This is a genomic window from Streptomyces chartreusis NRRL 3882 (assembly GCF_900236475.1).
In the GTDB taxonomy this organism is placed as follows: domain Bacteria; phylum Actinomycetota; class Actinomycetes; order Streptomycetales; family Streptomycetaceae; genus Streptomyces; species Streptomyces chartreusis_D.
Genome location: NZ_LT963352.1, coordinates 2,394,842 through 2,411,427, shown reverse-complemented (window position 1 = coordinate 2,411,427; position 16,586 = coordinate 2,394,842). Strand labels below are relative to the sequence as shown.

The following is a 16,586-nucleotide window of genomic DNA, read 5'->3' as shown; positions in this document are numbered from 1 at the left end:
CAAGGGTGGCACGTCGCCGGGACGATCAGGCGCGCAGGCGGAGGCCACGGGGGGTCGCGATGAAGCCCGCTCCTTCCAGGAGGGTGCCGATGGGGGAGGTCAGGGCCTGGGCGCCGTTGACGCGCTCCACCGTGACCGTGCCGAGGGAGCCCGCGCGGGCGGATTCGGCGAGGGCCTCCGCTGCGGTGCGCAGGCGGGGGTCGTCGGTGGGGTCGCCGTCCGGGTCGGCGGCCCAGGCGAGCAGGGTCTTCCCGCCGCGCTCCATGTAGAGCGTCAGCTCGCCGTCGACGAGCACCACCAGGGAGCCCGCCTTGCGGCCCGGCTTGTGCCCGGCGCCGGTCGGGGGCTCGGGCCAGGGCAGGGCGGCGCCGTACGCGTTCGCCGGATCGGCGGCGGCGAGGACGACGGCCCGGGCAGCGGCGTCCGGACGGGTGCGACGGCCCGGATACCCGGAGTCGTAGGCCGCGCGTCCGCCGTTCTGCCAGGGCGGGGCGCCCTGCGGGGCGTAGTCGCGGGGCGAGACGTACTCGTCCGGGGACGGCCGGGGAGTTTCGAAGGAGGAACCAAGGTCGGGGAAGCCGTCGTGGCCGGGGTGGCCGGGGTGGTCGGTGTGGTCGGTGAAGGGAGCCGAGTCGCCCGGGGCGGCGAAGTCGTGGGCGGGGAACGGGTCGAGGTCGGGGCCCGGCGGCGGGCCTGGCAGGTCCTCGCCACGGTCGCGGGCGTTGGACACCGCGCGCAGGCGGTCCACGGCACCGTCCATCGCGAACTGTGCGGCGCCGAGGCCCTCCACGACGTAGCCGCGGCGGGCCTGGCCGCTCTCCTCGAAGGCGGACAGGACGCGGTACGTCGCCGAGAAGCCGCCCTCGACGCCCTCAGCCGAGACCGCGCCCCTGGTCACCACGCCGTGCCGGTCGAGGAGGGTGCGGGCGAGGGCGTGGGCCCGCACCGTGGGGTCCGGCTCGTGGGCCGGGAGCAGGGACCAGCGGCCGGCGACGGTCGGCGGGCCGGAGCGGGAGGCGGGGCGGGCCGCGGCCGTCAGGGAGCCGTAGCGGCCGCGCGGGACCGTGCGCTTGGCGCGGTGGGCCGTGGAGCCGGCGGTGCGGCCCGAGCCCAGCAGGGAACGCATGGGCGCGAGCGTGTCGTTGGTCAGGCGTCCGGACCAGGCCAGGTCCCAGAGCACGTCGGCCAGTTGGGGATCGGTGGCGTCGGGGTGGGTGGTGGCGCGGACCTGGTCGGCGATCTGGCGGAAGAACAGGCCGTAGCCGCCGGAGAGGATGTCCAGGACGGACTGATGGAGGGCGGTCAGCTCCAGGGGGTGCGGGGGCGGCAGGAGCAGGGGGGCCGCGTCCGCCAGGTAGAGGGAGACCCAGCCGTCCTTGCCCGGGAGGGAGCCCGCCCCGGCCCAGACCACCTCTCCGGCGGCCGTGAGCTCGTCCAGCATGGCCGGGTTGTAGTTCACGACCCGGGAGGGCAGGACCAGCTTCTCCAGGGCGGAGGCGGGCACGGACGCGCCCTGCACCTGCTCGATGGCGCGCACCAGGCCGTCGATGCCGCGCAGGGAGTGCCCCTTGCCGATGTGCTGCCACTGGGGAAGGAACTGGGCGAGTGCGGCCGGCGGCACCGGCTCCAGCTCATGGCGCAGGGCAGCCAGGGAGCGGCGGCGGAGCCGGCGCAGCACTGCCGCGTCGCACCACTCCTGGCCGATCCCGGCCGGGTGGAACTCGCCCTGGACGACCCGGCCAGCCGCGGCCAGCCGCTGGAGGGCGCCATCGGTGACGGCCACGCCCAGGCCGAAGCGGGCCGCCGCCGTGGTCGAGGTGAACGGGCCGTGGGTGCGGGCGTAGCGCGCGAGGAGGTCGCCGAGCGGGTCTTTGACGGGTTCCGTGAAGGCCTCCGGGACGCCGACCGGCAGGGCGGTGCCCAGTGCGTCGCGCAGCCGGCCCGCGTCCTCGATCGCCGCCCAGTGATCGCTGCCCGCGATCCGGACCCGGATGGCGCGGCGGGCGCCGGCCAGGTCCTGAGCCCACTGCGGTTCGGCGCCCCGCTCGGCCAACTCCGCGTCCGTGAGCGGGCCGAGGAGGCGCAGGATGTCCGCGACGCCTTCGGCGTCCTTGACGCGGCGGTCCTCGGTGAGCCACTGAAGCTCCCGCTCCAGCTCCGTCAGTACCTCCGCGTCGAGCAGCTCGCGCAGCTCCGCCTGGCCCAGCAGCTCGGCCAGCAGCCGCGAGTCCAGCGACAGGGCGGCGGCCCGGCGCTCGGCGAGCGGGGAGTCGCCCTCGTACAGGAACTGGGCGACGTAGCCGAAGAGGAGGGAGCGGGCGAAGGGGGACGGCTCGGGGGTGGTGACCTCGACGAGGCGCACCTTGCGGGACTCCAGGTCGCCCATCAGCTCGACGAGACCGGGGACGTCGAAGACGTCCTGGAGGCACTCGCGGACCGCCTCCAGGACGATCGGGAACGAGCCGAACTCGCTCGCCACCTGGAGCAGCTGGGAGGCGCGCTGGCGCTGCTGCCACAGTGGCGTGCGCTTGCCCGGGTTGCGGCGCGGGAGCAGCAGCGCGCGGGCGGCACACTCGCGGAAACGGGCCGCGAACAGCGCCGAGCTGCCCACCTGGTCGGTGACGACCTGGTCGACCTCGCCCTTGTCGAAGACGACGTCGGCGGCGCCCACAGGAGCCTGCTCGGCGTCGTACTCCCGGCCCATCTTCACCGGCTCCTGGTCGAGCAGGTCCAGGCCCATCAGGTCCGCGTCCGGCAGACGCAGCACGATGCCGTCGTCGGCGTGCATGACCTGCGCGTCCATGCCGTACCGCTCGGAGAGCTTCGCGCCGAGCGCGAGGGCCCAGGGGGCGTGCACCTGGGCGCCGAAGGGCGAGTGCACGACCACGCGCCAGTCGCCGAGCTCGTCGCGGAAGCGCTCCACGACGATCGTCCGGTCGTCCGGGACGTGTCCGCAGGCCTCCCGCTGTTCGTCGAGGTAGGAGAGCACGTTGTCCGCCGCCCAGGCGTCCAGGCCGGCGGCGAGGAGGCGCAGCCGGGCGTCGTCCTTGGACAGCGAGCCGACCTCACGCAGGAACGCGCCCACCGCCCGGCCCAGCTCCAGCGGGCGGCCCAGCTGGTCGCCCTTCCAGAAGGGCAGCCGGCCCGGCACGCCCGGGGCGGGGGAGACCAGGACGCGGTCGCGGGTGATGTCCTCGATGCGCCAGGAACTCGTGCCGAGCGTGAAGACGTCGCCGACGCGGGACTCGTAGACCATCTCCTCGTCGAGCTCGCCGACCCGGCCGCCGCCCTTCTTGGGGTCGGCGCCGGCGAGGAAGACGCCGAAGAGGCCGCGGTCGGGGATCGTGCCCCCGGAGGTGACGGCGAGGCGCTGCGCGCCGGGGCGGCCCGTGATCTCGCCGGTGACGCGGTCCCACACCACGCGCGGGCGCAGCTCGGCGAAGGCGTCGGACGGGTAGCGGCCGGCCAGCATGTCGAGGACCGCCGTGAAGGCGGACTCGGGGAGCGAGGCGAAGGGGGCGGCCCGTCGGACGGCGGCGAGCAGGTCGTCGAACTGCCAGGTGTCCATGGCCGTCATGGCGACGAGTTGCTGGGCCAGGACGTCCAACGGGTTGGCGGGGACCCTGAGGGACTCGATGGCGCCGGTACGCATGCGTTCGGTGACCACCGCCGCCTGGACCAGGTCGCCGCGGTACTTCGGGAAGACCACGCCGGTGGAGACCGCGCCCACCTGGTGGCCCGCCCGGCCGACGCGTTGCAGGCCGGAGGCCACCGACGGGGGTGATTCGACCTGGACCACCAGGTCGACCGCGCCCATGTCGATGCCCAGTTCGAGACTGGACGTGGCCACGACCGCGGGGAGGCGGCCAGCCTTCAGGTCCTCCTCGACCAGGGCACGCTGCTCCTTGGACACCGAGCCGTGGTGGGCACGGGCGATGACCTGAGGTGCGCCCTGGGCGGCTCCCGAGCCGCCCATGAGCTCGGCGGGGGAGTGGTGCTCGTCGAGGGTCTCGCCCGTGGCCCGTTCGTACGCGATCTCGTTCAGGCGGTTGCACAGGCGCTCCGCGAGGCGGCGGGAGTTCGCGAAGACGATCGTGGAGCGGTGGGACTGGACGAGGTCGGTGATCCGCTCCTCCACATGCGGCCAGATCGACGGGCGCTCGGCACCCTCCGAGCCGTCCGCCACCGGGGAGCCGCCCAGCTCGCCCAGGTCCTCGACCGGGACGACCACGGAGAGGTCGAACTCCTTGCCCGACTCGGGCTGGACGATCTCCACCTTGCGGCGGGGCGAGAGGAAACGGGCCACCTCGTCGACCGGGCGGACAGTCGCGGAGAGGCCGATGCGGCGGGCGGGCTTCGGAAGGAGGTCGTCCAGCCGCTCCAGGGAGAGCGCGAGGTGGGCGCCGCGCTTGGTGCCCGCGACCGCGTGCACCTCGTCGAGGATCACCGTTTCCACGCCGGTCAGCGCGTCGCGCGTGGCCGAGGTCAGCATCAGGAACAGCGACTCGGGGGTCGTGATCAGGATGTCCGGAGGACGGGTGGACAGGGCCCGGCGCTCGGCGGCGGGGGTGTCACCCGAGCGGATGCCCACCTTGACCTCGGGCTCGGGCAGGCCCATCCGCACGGACTCCTGGCGGATGCCGGTCAGGGGGCTGCGGAGGTTGCGCTCCACGTCCACGGCCAGGGCCTTCAGCGGGGAGATGTACAGGACCCGGCAGCGCTTCCTGGGGTCGGCGGGGGGAGGGGTCGAGGCGAGCTGGTCCAGGGCGGCGAGGAAGGCGGCCAGGGTCTTGCCGGAGCCGGTGGGGGCGACGACCAGCACGTCCGAGCCTTCGTGAATGGCCTGCCAGGCACCGGACTGGGCCGTGGTGGGCGCCGAGAAGGCGCCCGAGAACCAGGCGCGGGTCGCGGGGGAGAAGCCGTCCAGGGGTCCGGGTGCTTTGCTGGGCATGCGTCCATCGTGCACCCCGGCACTGACATCGGGGGGCCGCCGCGGTTCCGCCCGCCGTTCCGCGGTGGGTCCGGGGATCGGACAATGGCCGTATGAGCGAGCGCGCGCGGCACTGGCAGTACGACGAGCTGCCCGGGGTGGACCTGCTGCGGGCCCGGTACGTGCGGAAGACGTTCGTGCGGCATACGCACGAGAACTTCGTGATCGCTGCCATCGCCGACGGGGTGGAGGTCTTTCACCACGGTGGGGGCGATCAGTACGCCGGGGCCGGGGCTCTCGCTCTGGTGAATCCGGACACGCCGCACACCGGGCGGGCCGGTGTGCCGGAGGGGTGGCGGTACGGGGCGGTGTATCCGCCCGTCGATGTGGTGGCGGAGATCGCGGCCGAGACCACGGCACTGCGGGGGACGCCGGGGTTCGTCAGCCCGGTGGTGGATGACCCGTACGCCGTCGGGCTGGTGCACCAGGTGCTGCGCGCCGCCGACGAGGGCAACGCGTTGGCCGCGGACACACTGCTGCGGGTCGCCGTGACGAGGTTGCTGCGGCTGAACGGTGGGCCCATGCCACGGCGGAAGGTGCGGGCGGCCGGGGCCCGGATCGCGGCACGCGCGCGTGCGGTGCTGGAGGAGCGGATGGCCCGGCCGCCGAGCCTGGAGCGGTTGGCGGCCGATCTCGGGACCAGTCCCTTCGCCTTGTTGCGGGCCTTCCGGAACGCCTACGGGATGCCACCGCACGCGTGGCTCACGGACGCGCGGGTACGGCGGGCGCGGCGGCTGCTGGACCTCGGGACGGCGCCCTCGGAGGTCGCCGTGGCCGTGGGGTTCACCGATCAGCCGCATCTCAACCGGCACTTCAGCCGGATCGTCGGTGTGCCTCCGGGGGCCTACCAGCGGGAGCGCAAGAACGTACAAGACCTGCGGTAGCGGCTCCTCGTAGCGTGCGGGGCGTGGCAGATCAGACAGCTCTCAGAGATACAGAGACCGGTGGGAAGGCGGACCGTGCCGTTGTGCGGGACGCCTTGGGCGTCGGGGTGGCCGTCGGGCTCTCCGGGTTCGCCTTCGGCGTGACATCGGCCGGCAGCGGGCTCACGCTGCTGCAGACCTGCGCGCTCAGCCTGCTGGTGTTCACCGGGGCGTCCCAGTTCGCCCTGGTGGGAGCCCTCGCGGCCGGTGGCGGCCCGTTCACGGCGGCGGCCGGGGCCTTCTTCCTGGGGGTGCGGAACGCCTTCTACGGCCTGCGTCTGTCGCAGTTGCTGTCCCTCCCGCGCGCGGTGCGGCCGTTCGCCGCCCACTGGGTGATCGACGAGACGGCCGCCGTCGCGCTCGCGCAGCCCACGCGGCGCAGCGCGCGGATCGGGTTCCTGGTGACGGGGCTGAGCCTGTACGTCCTGTGGAACCTCACCACGCTGCTCGGCGCCCTGGGCGCCGAGGCCATCGGGGACACCGACGCGTGGGGGCTGGACGCGGCGGGACCCGCGGTGTTCCTGGCGCTGCTCGCGCCGATGCTGAAGAGCGGCACCGAGCGGGCCGTCGCCGGGCTCGCCGTACTGCTGGGGCTCGGGCTGCTGCCCGTGCTGCCCGCCGGTGTGCCGGTTCTGATGGCCGCGCTGGCCGCGCCGGTCGTGCTCTGGGCGGACGGCCGGCGCACGGGACAGGGTGATGAGCGGTGAACGTCTGGATCGCGATCGGTGTGACCGTCCTCGGGTGCTACGCCGTCAAACTGGCCGGGCTGCTGGTGCCCTCGGGGGCTCTTGAGCGGCCCGTCGTGAAGCGCCTCGCCGCGTTGCTGCCCGTCGCGCTGCTGGCGGCCCTCACGGCGCAGCAGACCTTCGCCGACGGGCAGACGCTGATGCTGGACGCGCGGGCCGCCGGGCTCGGAGCCGCCGCTGTGGCACTGATGCTGCGGGCGCCGTTCCTGCTCGTCGTCGCGGCGGCGGTGGTGGTGACCGCGGGAGTGCGGGCCATGGGGGCCTGATCAGCCGATGCCGCGGCCGTACGCGTTGAGTGTGCGCAGGGCCTCGATCGTCACCACCGGGCGGGCTTCCAGGGCGGGGGCCGGGGCCCAGTGGCGCCACCGGACGGGCCAGCCGCCGTCCTCCTGCTGCTGGGCCGCGAGGTGGTCCAGGGAGCGGGCCATCTCGTCGTCCGTGAACCACGCGCGCGCGAGGGAGCGCGGTGTCCTCGCGTAGTCGTACGGGAAGTGGTGCTCGCCCGGGGCGTAACCGGGAGAGACCGGGTAGGCGTCCAGGTTCTCGGGATCCAGAGCCGCCAGGCGGTGTTCGCGGACCAGGCGGCCCAGGCGGTCGGCGGCCGCCTCGGCGCGCGGGCGGTCCGGGGCGGAGTCGAGGAACGCCACGGCGGCCTCGATCTCGTACGGGTGGGACTTCTCCAGGGACTCGACCGCCTGCCAGCAGAAGTCCGTGGCCCGGAACAGCCAGGCGTGCCACACCTCGTTGCGGTGCAGCAGCCCCACCACCGGCCCGGTGGCCAGGAGGTCGCTGGGCGGGTCGTCCACGACCGGTACGAAGGGCGCCGTCGGGTAGCCGCGCTGGCTCGGGTGGATCGCCGGGAGGGCGCCGTCCGCCGTGGAGACGGACGTCAGATAGCGGCACATCCGTTCCACGCGCTGGCCGGCGCAGCGTCCCACGGCGTCCAGGACGCGCAGGGCGTGCGCGGTGTGCAGCGGCTGGCTGACCGGGCCGCGCAGGTCGGGCTCCAGCGCGTGGCCGTACCCGCCGTCCTCGTTGCGGTAGGCGTCCAGGGCGGTCTCCACCGGGTCGGCGGCGCCGCCCCGGAAGTGGTGGGCGAAGAGGCGCTGCTCGAGCACGCGCGCGGTGAGCCAGACGAAGCGTTCCGCACACGCCACGGGGGTGCGCGGCGGGGGCGACTGGGGGAGTGAGGGAGCTCCTGTTTCGGCCATGGGTCAGACCGTAGGGCGGAAAACGGTGCCGGCAGGCGGTCCCGGCTCAGGCCCACCCCCAGGGGCGGGATACTGGAGTCATGCGGTTGACGGTCTTCTGGCAGCGGATGGCGGAGCACTTCGGTCAGGCCTACGCGGACACCTTCGCACGCGACCATGTGATGTCGGAGCTCGGCGGACGCACCGTGCACGAGGCGCTCGACGCCGGCTGGGACGCCAAGGAGGTCTGGCAGGTGGTGTGCGCGGTGATGGACGTGCCGAGGGAGAAGCGTTGACCTGTCGTGGAGACCGCTGACCGGCGGCCCACGAAGATCGCGGGCGGGCAGACGGCTGTCGGTGGCGTGGGTGAGACTTGGTGCGTGGCACCCACTGACGAGACCGGGCAGGATGCCCAGCAGTCCTCCCCGTTCGGCACGACACCGCCCGCCCCGCCCCCCGCCGGCGGGGACGCCGGGCCGAACGGCCGCATGCCGCGCTGGCTGCCGCGCGCCCTGGTGCTCGCTCTCGCCCTCGTCGCCGTGTTCCAGCTGGGCAGTTGGGCCTTCCACCAGCTCACCGGGCTACTGATCAACATCCTCATCGCGTTCTTCCTGGCGCTCGCCATCGAACCGGCGGTGAGCTGGATGGCCTCGCGCGGCATGCGCAGGGGACTGGCCACGTTCATCGTCTTCATCGGCGTGATCATCGTGGCGGCGGGCTTCGTCACGCTGCTCGGCTCCATCCTCGCGGACCAGATCATCAAGATGATCGAGGGCTTCCCGGGCTACCTCGACTCGGTCATCAACTGGATCAACACGCACTTCAAGACCGACCTGAAGCGCGTGGACATCCAGGAGGGCCTGCTCCGCTCCGACTGGCTGCGCAACTACGTGCAGAACAGCGCCACGGGTGTGCTGGACGTGTCCGCCCAGGTCATCGGGGGCCTCTTCCAGCTGCTGACGATCGCGCTGTTCTCGTTCTACTTCGCCGCGGACGGCCCGCGACTGCGCCGCACCATCTGCTCGCTCCTGCCGCCCGCACGGCAGGCCGAGGTGCTGCGCGCCTGGGAGATCGCCGTGAACAAGACCGGCGGCTACATCTACTCGCGCGGCCTGATGGCACTGATCTCCGGCATAGCGCACTTCGTCCTCCTGCAGGCCCTGGACGTGCCCTACGCGCCCGTGCTCGCCGTGTGGGTGGGCCTGGTGTCGCAGTTCATCCCCACCATCGGCACGTACCTCGCGGGCGCGCTGCCCATGCTGATCGCGTTCACGGTCAACCCCTGGTACGCGCTGTGGGTGCTGATCTTCGTGGTGATCTACCAGCAGTTCGAGAACTACGTGCTCCAGCCGAAGCTGACGTCCAAGACCGTCGACATCCACCCCGCGGTCGCCTTCGGCTCGGTCATCGCGGGCACCGCGCTCCTGGGCGCCGTCGGCGCGCTGATCGCCATCCCCGCCATCGCCACGCTCCAGGCCTTCCTGGGGGCGTACGTGAAGCGGTACGCCGTGACGGACGACCCCCGCGTGCACGGCCATCGCCGACGCGGGGAGGGGCCGAGCCTCGTCACGCGCGCGGGGCGGCTGTGGGCACGGCGGGCAGGGACGGAGCGGGCCGAGGGCGGTCGGCCGGGGGGCGGCCGGCCCGAAGGTGGACAGCCCGAGGACGGGCAGTCCGAGAACCCGCAGTCCGGGGACGGGCCGTCCGGTGACCGGCGGTCCGACGACGGGCGGTCCGAGGGCGGGGGCTCCGGGCAGAGCCCGGACTGAGTCGCTGCGCCCTGTCACGGAGGTGTCGCGTGGTGCGCTTGACACGAAAATCGAACATCCATTCTTATGGAGTCTCCGGCGAAGCTCAACGACGGGCATTTCGACGTACTTTGGGTAGGGATGTGCCCGAGTTATCCACAGGCCGGACGTGCGTCGGGGCGCATTGTCAGTGGCAGGCGTTAGCGTCTTTGACGTGAAGCGATCGACTCAAGCAAATCGGGTGGAACCCATGGCAGGAACCGACCGCGAGAAGGCCCTGGATGCCGCTCTCGCACAGATTGAACGGCAATTCGGCAAGGGCGCGGTCATGCGCATGGGCGACCGGACCAAGGAGCCCATCGAGGTCATCCCGACCGGGTCCACCGCCCTCGACGTGGCCCTCGGTGTGGGCGGCCTGCCCCGCGGCCGTGTCGTGGAGATCTACGGACCGGAGTCCTCCGGTAAGACCACCCTGACCCTGCACGCGGTGGCGAACGCCCAGAAGGCCGGCGGGCAGGTCGCCTTCGTCGACGCGGAGCACGCACTCGACCCCGAGTACGCGAAGAAGCTCGGCGTCGACATCGACAACCTCATCCTCTCCCAGCCGGACAACGGCGAGCAGGCCCTGGAGATCGTGGACATGCTGGTCCGCTCCGGCGCCCTGGACCTCATCGTCATCGACTCCGTCGCCGCGCTCGTTCCGCGCGCGGAGATCGAGGGCGAGATGGGCGACAGCCACGTGGGTCTCCAGGCCCGCCTGATGAGCCAGGCGCTGCGGAAGATCACCAGCGCGCTCAACCAGTCCAAGACGACCGCGATCTTCATCAACCAGCTCCGCGAGAAGATCGGCGTGATGTTCGGCTCCCCCGAGACCACGACCGGTGGCCGGGCGCTGAAGTTCTACGCCTCGGTGCGCATCGACATCCGCCGCATCGAGACCCTGAAGGACGGCACGGAGGCGGTCGGCAACCGCACCCGCTGCAAGGTCGTCAAGAACAAGGTCGCGCCGCCCTTCAAGCAGGCCGAGTTCGACATCCTCTACGGCCAGGGCATCAGCCGCGAGGGCGGCCTGATCGACATGGGCGTGGAGCACGGCTTCGTCCGCAAGGCCGGCGCCTGGTACACGTACGAGGGCGACCAGCTCGGCCAGGGCAAGGAGAACGCGCGCAACTTCCTGAAGGACAACCCCGACCTGGCCAACGAGATCGAGAAGAAGATCAAGGAGAAGCTGGGCGTCGGCGTGCGTCCCGAGGAGCCGGCCGCCGAGCCGGGCACGGACGCCGCGGTCTCCCCGGCACCTGCCGACGCGGCGGCGGTCCCCGCCCCGGCAGCGGCCAAGACCGCCAAGTCCAAGGCCGCCGCAGCCAAGAGCTGACCCGTGACACGACGAACCGACTGGGCGGAGTACGAGTACGCCGCCTCCGGTGCCCCACGGGGGAGGGGCACCGGAGGGGAGACGGGCTCGGCCGTGGACGGGGAGGACGGGCACGATCGGCTGCACCGGGATGACGGGCTGTTCGGGGACGACGGGTCGTACGGGGAGGCCTCCCGAGGCAGGGGCTCATCGGGCAGCGGCTCATCGGGTAGAGGCGCCCGCGGAGGCGGCTCATCCAGGGACGGCGCGCATGACGGTGGGTCGCCTGGCGGGCGTGGACGGGGGCGCCGCCGCCGCGGCTTCGGCGCGGCGGATACCGAGGACGGAGATTCCCTCTCCTCGTCGAGGGCCGAGCAGGGGGAGCCTCCGGGGGACCCGGTCGAGCAGGCTCGGGCGATCTGCCTGCGCCTGCTCACCGGGACCCCGCGGACCCGTAAGCAACTCGCCGACGCCCTGCGCAAGCGGCAGATCCCGGACGATGCCGCCGAGGAGGTGCTGTCGCGGTTCGAAGAAGTCGGCCTCATCAACGACAGCGCCTTCGCGGAGGCCTGGGTGGAGTCCCGGCACCACGGCCGGGGGCTGGCACGGCGTGCGCTCGCCCGGGAGCTGCGGACCAAGGGCGTCGACTCCACGCTGATCGACGAGGCCGTCTCCCAGCTCGACTCCGAGCAGGAGGAGACGACCGCGCGGGAACTCGTCGCGCGGAAGCTCCGCTCCACTCGTGGGCTCGACCGGGACAAGCGCCTCCGCCGCCTCGCGGGCATGCTCGCCCGCAAGGGCTACTCCGAGGGCATGGCCCTGCGCGTGGTCCGGCAGGCGCTGGAGGAGGAGGGCGAGGACACGGAGTTCCTCGGGGACGAGGTGATCTGAGGCGGGGGCGAGACCCTCGTGGGGCCGCGCCCGCCGTCGAGCCCCGTCGTCACACCACCGGAAGCCCCGCCCGCCCGCCAGAGCCCCGTCGTCACACCACCGGAAGCCCCGCCGCCCGCCAAGCCTGGAACCCGCCGACCAGATCGGTGGCCCGGTGCAGTCCCAGCTGGTGGAGGGACTGGACCGCCAGGCTGGAGGCGTACCCCTCGTTGCAGATCACGACGACGCGCAGGGCGTGGCTCGTGGCCTCCGGGAGACGGTGGCTGCCCTGCGGGTCGAGGCGCCACTCCAGCTCGTTGCGCTCGACGACGAGGGCGCCGGGAATCAGGCCGTCCCGTTCACGCAGGGCCGCGTAGCGGATGTCCACCAGAAGCGCGTCACCGGCCAGGGCGGCCTCGTACGCCTCCTGCGGTTCGATCCGCTCGTAGCCCGAACGTACGCGCTCCAGCAACTCGTCGATGCCGACGGGAGGTTGGACACCGCCGTCGGCGCCACTGCCGCTGCTGTTGCCGTCGCTCACTCGCTTGTGCGTCGCGCTCACTGCCAGTCCTCCGGTCGCTCCACCTGCTCGAGCCGCAGGATCGACCCGCTGCGGCTGTAGCGGCGGATCTGCGGCAGGGGCGGGTAGTAGGCGTGGACGGAGATCGCGTGCCGGTCGGGGGACTCGTTGAGCACCTCGTGGACGTGGTGACGGCCGAAGGCGCGGCCCTCGCCGGACGGCAGCCGGCGTTCGCGGTCGACACCGTCGGTGAGTTCCAGGGTCTTCCAGCCGTCGGTGGGCAGGCGCGCGGCGAGCGAGTTCTCCTTGAGCTCGCCCGACGCGGTCAGGAAGGCGCCGACGGAGTCGGCGTGGTCGTGCCAGCCGGTGCCGGTGCCGGGCGGCCAGCCGATCAGCCAGGCCTCGCTGCCACCGGGCCCGTCCAGCCGCAACCAGGTGCGGCCTTCCGGGTCGAGCGGCAGGGAAGCGATCAGCTCGGTGTCGGCGGCCGTACGCCGCACGAAGTCGAAGAGGTCGGCCTGAGTGGGGGCCAAAACAGCGGAGGCAGGAGAGGGGCCGGAAGAGGAGACAGCGGGGGATGCGGAAGGGGATACAGACACGGGTGCCGTCCTGAAGATCCTGATGAGGGTTCGCGAATCAGGCGCGTCGGCCGCGGCAGACAGAGCGCGGCGCGCGCACAGAGGAAGAGGGATGCGAAGTCAGCAGGACGGGCGACACACGCAGCCCGCATAGCGGACGAGGTCCATGTGGACCCTCCGCCACAGGCGCACACAGGTGTCGGTCACGCATCGGAGTACACCATGGCCGACCGGACCGGTCAACTCACTGTCACCATGCGGACGCACTGTGACAGTGAGCACGTCACCGCGATGTCGACCTCAGTGAGAGCCGGCCGACGCGCCCGCTTCGGCCTGCGCCTTCACCGGTCCGCCCACCGCGGCCTCCGCCGCCGCGTACAGGTCTTCCGGGCGCACTCCGCTCAGCGCGGTGACGAGGTGCCCGTCGGGGCGCACCAGGAGCACCGTGTGCGCGGCAGCACCCGGATAGCTCTCGGCGACCAGCAGTTCGGCGGGGTGCGGCAGTGCCGTGACCGCGGCCGCGAGCCGGGGCATGATGCCGGCACTGACCCAGTGCTTGCGCTCCCACACACCCGTGCCCGGCGCGATCAGCACCACGAGCAGCGCGCCGCGGCCGAGCCGGTCCCGCAACCGTACGAAGGTGCCGTCCTCCGCGGTGACCCGTACGTCGGTGACCGGCGCTCCCGGCGGTGTGTCGACGGGAGTCTCTCCTTCGAGGCGTCCGGGCGCGAGGGGCGAGTCGGCGTACGCCCCCGGCGCACCGAGCTGGCCGTGCCCCAAGTGGCCGTCCGTGAGGAGCGCGTCATGGCCTCGGGAAGAGCCGGGGACGTACGAGCGCAGTCCTCCGCCGCCGCGAAGCAGCGGCAGCGCCTGGTCGGCGGCGCGCAGCCGGGCGGCGACGACCGCCCGGCGCTCGGTCTGGTAACTGTCGAGGAGCGCCTCGTGCGGCCCGTGGTGCCAGGCCACGGCCAGCTTCCAAGCGAGGTTGTCGGCGTCCCTGAGGCCCTCGTCGAGACCGTGCGTGCCCAGCGCGCCGAGCAGGTGGGCCGCGTCCCCGGCGAGGAAGACGCGGTCGGCGCGCCAGCGGCGGGCCAGCCGGTGGTGGACCGTGTGGACTCCGGTGTCCAGCAGGTCGTACGGCGGGGTCGTGCCGCCCGCCCAGCCGGCCAGGGTCTCCCGGATGCGGGTCAGCAGCAGTTCGGGGGTGACCAGGTCCTTGCCGGGCGGCAGGAGCCAGTCCAGACGCCAGACGCCGTCCGGCAACGGGCGCGCGGTGACCTCGCCGGCCGACGGGCCCGACATGCGCCACGGCGGCAGGCGGTGCAGCAACGCTTCATCGTGCCAGGGCAGTTCCGTGCGCAGCGCGGCAACGGCGTGACGTTCCACCGCCGTACGGCCCGGGAAGCGGATGTCCTGGAGTTTGCGCACGGTCGAGCGGGGGCCGTCGCAACCGACCAGGTAACTGCCGCGCCACCAGGTGCCTTTGGGGCCGCGGGTGTGGGCCGTGACGCCCGAGGACTCCTGTTCGATGCCGTCGAGTCGGCTCTCCACCGCGATCTTGACGAGCCGTTCGCCGGACAGGGCCGCGCGCAGGGCGCCGGTCAGCACGTGCTGGGCGATGTGCAGGGGAGCGGGCTCGGTGCCGTCGAAAACGATCTCGCGCATCACCTGCTTGCGCCGCATCGACCGCCATCCGGCCCAGTGGGCGCCGGCCCGGGACAGGGGCACGCCGGTCAGTCGTCCAATGAGAGCGGCGGTGTCCTCGCGCAGGACGACGGTGCGCGCCGCACGGGGTTCGTCCTTGCCCGGCCCCTCGTCGAGGACGACGCAGGGCACTTCCTGACGTGCCAGAGCGAGGGCGAGCGTGAGCCCGACGGGCCCCGCTCCGACGATGATCACCGGGTCCACGGCGCGGCGCCCCCTGCCCGTGGTGTTGTCCTGAGAGACGTAGGTGAACAGGAAGTTGGAGCAGGGTGCACGATCACAGAACGTATGCAACCCATTGCCGGTGCTTGCGTCAAGTGACAGACGTAGCCGCGCCAGACTGGTCGGCAGACGCTTACAGAACGACAGCCATGCGAGTATCCCCGACGAGTTCGTACAAGAGTCAGGACACCTTTTTGGTTGTGGAGCGTATGAGGGTGGGACTGGGTAGCTGTCCGTGACAGCCGACAGAAGGGTTTGGTGGGGCATGCGGGGATGGTGAGCTGATGCGCCGGTTGGCGGACCGGTCGCCTGGCGCCGTCTGCTGCCCCTGTACGACAGCGAGGACCTGGCGGACGCCGATCTGGACATCATTGTGCTTCCGCACCTACCACCTGCCCGCCCGCCTGGCCCGCCGTTGCTGCCTGCGCATTGAGCGGATTTGGGTCCTGGGCATCGACGTTCACCACCAACTGGAGGCGGCTCACTCCCCAAATCGGCACATCAGAATCGGCCATCAGGAGATTTATAGAAACAGCAGCACGCCGACGGCGAATGACGAATCAGATTACTGTCGACCTGCTGCGTAGCACGTTCTCTCCACGTACGGGGGGAATGGTCCTCTGGCGGCAGGAAGGTGAGGGTCCTGGGGTGTAGCTCCTGACGTGCGCGGGGTTGATCCCGAGAACGGGGCGTGGCCCCGGTTTTCTCGTTCTGGCTGGAATTCACCCTCTGGAATCGGGATTCGGCCACCGGCGCAATTCATTTCATGTCGGAGATAGTCCCCCGAGGATCTGGAATTCAACCTTCCGAATCTGCTGCCGCTAGCGAACCCTCAAGTCTCCCTCAAATTCTAGGCATTGATTGACGCGGACATGTGGGATCGGTAATGTCTGGGGAGCGGCATAGGCGATTGAGGAAATCGAAAAATGCGGCAGCAAGAAGAAGGTGGAGAATTGGTTAAGAAGAACCGCATTCGACAGTCCATAATGTTGCCCGCGCTCGGGGTGATGATGGCCGGCGCATTCACGCTCGCCGCGGGGGCGAGCGCGACAGCTGCCGAAGTCGGCGCTACAGGGCGCCCCAGTGACTGCAACGTAGAGAAGAAGAGCTTCGGGGCAATCGCTATGTGCAAGAAGCACAACGGCGGCCACTACCGGGCTCTGGTCGTTTGTAAGGATCCCGAAAGCGGGAAGATGATGGACTTCGCGGGCGCGTGGCGGAAGAGTGGTGTTTCCTACGCGTACTGCCAGGGATCCTATCTCAAGCCTGTGCATGAGGGCCACGAGACCAAGGTCTCTTGAGGGCAGAGTCTCCTGAGAACAGCAAGACCAATTCGGGGAAAGGTGAAAATGAAGAAGCTGAGCGCGGCGCTGTTCGCCGCTGCAGCGATGACGGCTTTCGGCCTTCAGAGCACGGCCACCGCGGCCGAGGCAGGCTCCCAGGGCAACGTGTCCGTCAAGGGTTGGCCGACCGGATGCACCAACGGTAAGTACGCGAAAGGCCTCGGGGGCTACACCGCATTGGGCTGGCAGGCCCAGTGTAAGAAGTCCAATGGCGGGCACTACAAAGCGACCATCATCTGCCGACCGTTTGACGGCGGCGACGACATCTATCGCGATGCGCCAGTGTGGAAGTCCAGCGGGAAGTCCATCGTCTTCTGCCCGGAAGCCAGTATTCGTGTCGAAGGCGGCATCAAGGAGAGGTCCTACTGACCTCTCCTGACGTCGATCTCGCGTGACGG

Annotated in this window: 16 protein-coding genes; 9 read left to right on the top strand and 7 right to left on the bottom strand. The window is 71.5% G+C overall.

Annotated features, from left to right (window positions below; all coding sequences use genetic code 11):
• Window positions 1–25: 25 nt before the first annotated feature.
• Complete coding sequence (locus SCNRRL3882_RS10610; protein ID WP_010034746.1) at window positions 26–4,951, bottom strand: ATP-dependent helicase; 4,926 nt, start codon at window positions 4,949–4,951, stop codon at window positions 26–28.
• A gap of 92 nt (window positions 4,952–5,043) precedes the next feature.
• Here SCNRRL3882_RS10610 and SCNRRL3882_RS10605 point away from each other — a divergent pair, with 92 nt between their 5' ends.
• From SCNRRL3882_RS10605 to SCNRRL3882_RS10595, 3 genes are read left to right on the top strand one after another with little or no spacing between them, the layout of a single operon-like run.
• Window positions 5,044–5,874 carry an AraC family transcriptional regulator gene (locus SCNRRL3882_RS10605; RefSeq protein ID WP_010034749.1) on the top strand — a complete coding sequence of 277 codons (831 nt, stop codon included), beginning with the start codon at window positions 5,044–5,046 and terminating at the stop codon, window positions 5,872–5,874.
• A gap of 23 nt (window positions 5,875–5,897) precedes the next feature.
• The gene (locus SCNRRL3882_RS10600; protein ID WP_029180808.1) at window positions 5,898–6,620 is read left to right on the top strand and encodes an AzlC family ABC transporter permease; all 723 of its coding nucleotides are present in this window, start codon (window positions 5,898–5,900) and stop codon (window positions 6,618–6,620) included.
• Complete coding sequence (locus tag SCNRRL3882_RS10595; RefSeq protein ID WP_010034752.1) at window positions 6,617–6,925, top strand: AzlD domain-containing protein; 309 nt, start codon at window positions 6,617–6,619, stop codon at window positions 6,923–6,925. The genes SCNRRL3882_RS10600 and SCNRRL3882_RS10595 overlap by 4 nt, the downstream gene beginning before the upstream one ends.
• On the opposite strand, the gene SCNRRL3882_RS10590 is transcribed toward SCNRRL3882_RS10595, so the two are convergent.
• Window positions 6,926–7,870, bottom strand: coding sequence for a hypothetical protein (locus SCNRRL3882_RS10590; RefSeq protein ID WP_029180809.1), 945 nt, complete (start codon window positions 7,868–7,870; stop codon window positions 6,926–6,928).
• Between the two features lie 80 nt (window positions 7,871–7,950).
• Between SCNRRL3882_RS10590 and SCNRRL3882_RS10585 the strand changes: the two genes are divergently transcribed.
• The 4 genes from SCNRRL3882_RS10585 to recX all read left to right on the top strand — a co-directional run bounded on the left by SCNRRL3882_RS10585 (window position 7,951) and on the right by recX (window position 11,842).
• Window positions 7,951–8,145, top strand: coding sequence for a DUF3046 domain-containing protein (locus SCNRRL3882_RS10585; RefSeq protein ID WP_010034754.1), 195 nt, complete (start codon window positions 7,951–7,953; stop codon window positions 8,143–8,145).
• A gap of 192 nt (window positions 8,146–8,337) precedes the next feature.
• On the top strand, window positions 8,338–9,618 hold the full coding sequence (locus SCNRRL3882_RS10580) for an AI-2E family transporter (RefSeq protein ID WP_202458081.1): 1,281 nt from the start codon (window positions 8,338–8,340) through the stop codon (window positions 9,616–9,618).
• A gap of 229 nt (window positions 9,619–9,847) precedes the next feature.
• Window positions 9,848–10,972, top strand: a complete 1,125-nt coding sequence (gene recA / locus SCNRRL3882_RS10575; RefSeq protein ID WP_010034756.1) for a recombinase RecA — start codon at window positions 9,848–9,850, stop codon at window positions 10,970–10,972.
• 3 nt (window positions 10,973–10,975) lie between these two features.
• A complete protein-coding gene (recX, locus tag SCNRRL3882_RS10570) occupies window positions 10,976–11,842 on the top strand; it encodes a recombination regulator RecX (protein ID WP_029180810.1) in 867 nt (288 codons plus the stop codon).
• 91 nt (window positions 11,843–11,933) lie between these two features.
• Here the strand turns inward: recX and SCNRRL3882_RS10565 are convergent, their stop codons facing one another.
• The 5 genes from SCNRRL3882_RS10565 to SCNRRL3882_RS40740 all read right to left on the bottom strand — a co-directional run bounded on the left by SCNRRL3882_RS10565 (window position 11,934) and on the right by SCNRRL3882_RS40740 (window position 15,360).
• Window positions 11,934–12,362, bottom strand: a complete 429-nt coding sequence (locus tag SCNRRL3882_RS10565) for a rhodanese-like domain-containing protein (RefSeq protein WP_040902618.1) — start codon at window positions 12,360–12,362, stop codon at window positions 11,934–11,936.
• A 17-nt stretch (window positions 12,363–12,379) separates the two neighbouring features.
• Entirely contained in the window at window positions 12,380–12,940 is a 561-nt protein-coding gene (locus SCNRRL3882_RS10560) for a cysteine dioxygenase (RefSeq protein ID WP_029180811.1), read from the bottom strand.
• Between the two features lie 99 nt (window positions 12,941–13,039).
• Window positions 13,040–13,111, bottom strand: coding sequence for a putative leader peptide (locus SCNRRL3882_RS42395; protein WP_309544753.1), 72 nt, complete (start codon window positions 13,109–13,111; stop codon window positions 13,040–13,042).
• A 108-nt stretch (window positions 13,112–13,219) separates the two neighbouring features.
• A complete protein-coding gene (locus SCNRRL3882_RS10555; protein WP_010034767.1) occupies window positions 13,220–14,827 on the bottom strand; it encodes an FAD-dependent monooxygenase in 1,608 nt (535 codons plus the stop codon).
• 386 nt (window positions 14,828–15,213) lie between these two features.
• On the bottom strand, window positions 15,214–15,360 hold the full coding sequence (locus SCNRRL3882_RS40740; protein WP_158688386.1) for a hypothetical protein: 147 nt from the start codon (window positions 15,358–15,360) through the stop codon (window positions 15,214–15,216).
• Between the two features lie 438 nt (window positions 15,361–15,798).
• On the opposite strand from SCNRRL3882_RS40740, the gene SCNRRL3882_RS10550 reads away from it, so the two are divergent.
• Together SCNRRL3882_RS10550 and SCNRRL3882_RS10545 are read left to right on the top strand one after the other, a co-directional pair.
• Window positions 15,799–16,146 (top strand): hypothetical protein, encoded by a 348-nt coding sequence (locus SCNRRL3882_RS10550; RefSeq protein WP_102514984.1) that lies wholly within the window; start codon window positions 15,799–15,801, stop codon window positions 16,144–16,146.
• A 48-nt stretch (window positions 16,147–16,194) separates the two neighbouring features.
• Complete coding sequence (locus SCNRRL3882_RS10545) at window positions 16,195–16,557, top strand: hypothetical protein (protein ID WP_010034771.1); 363 nt, start codon at window positions 16,195–16,197, stop codon at window positions 16,555–16,557.
• Window positions 16,558–16,586: the final 29 nt, after the last annotated feature.

Coding starts and splice junctions, on each gene's coding strand:
- SCNRRL3882_RS10610 (WP_010034746.1), bottom strand. CDS start 4,951: ATGCCCAGCAAAGCACCCGGACCCCTGGACGGCTTCTCCCCCGCGACC.
- SCNRRL3882_RS10605 (WP_010034749.1), top strand. CDS start 5,044: ATGAGCGAGCGCGCGCGGCACTGGCAGTACGACGAGCTGCCCGGGGTG.
- SCNRRL3882_RS10590 (WP_029180809.1), bottom strand. CDS start 7,870: ATGGCCGAAACAGGAGCTCCCTCACTCCCCCAGTCGCCCCCGCCGCGC.
- SCNRRL3882_RS10585 (WP_010034754.1), top strand. CDS start 7,951: ATGCGGTTGACGGTCTTCTGGCAGCGGATGGCGGAGCACTTCGGTCAG.
- SCNRRL3882_RS10580 (WP_202458081.1), top strand. CDS start 8,338: ATGCCGCGCTGGCTGCCGCGCGCCCTGGTGCTCGCTCTCGCCCTCGTC.
- recA (WP_010034756.1), top strand. CDS start 9,848: ATGGCAGGAACCGACCGCGAGAAGGCCCTGGATGCCGCTCTCGCACAG.
- SCNRRL3882_RS40740 (WP_158688386.1), bottom strand. CDS start 15,360: ATGGCCGATTCTGATGTGCCGATTTGGGGAGTGAGCCGCCTCCAGTTG.
- SCNRRL3882_RS10545 (WP_010034771.1), top strand. CDS start 16,195: ATGAAGAAGCTGAGCGCGGCGCTGTTCGCCGCTGCAGCGATGACGGCT.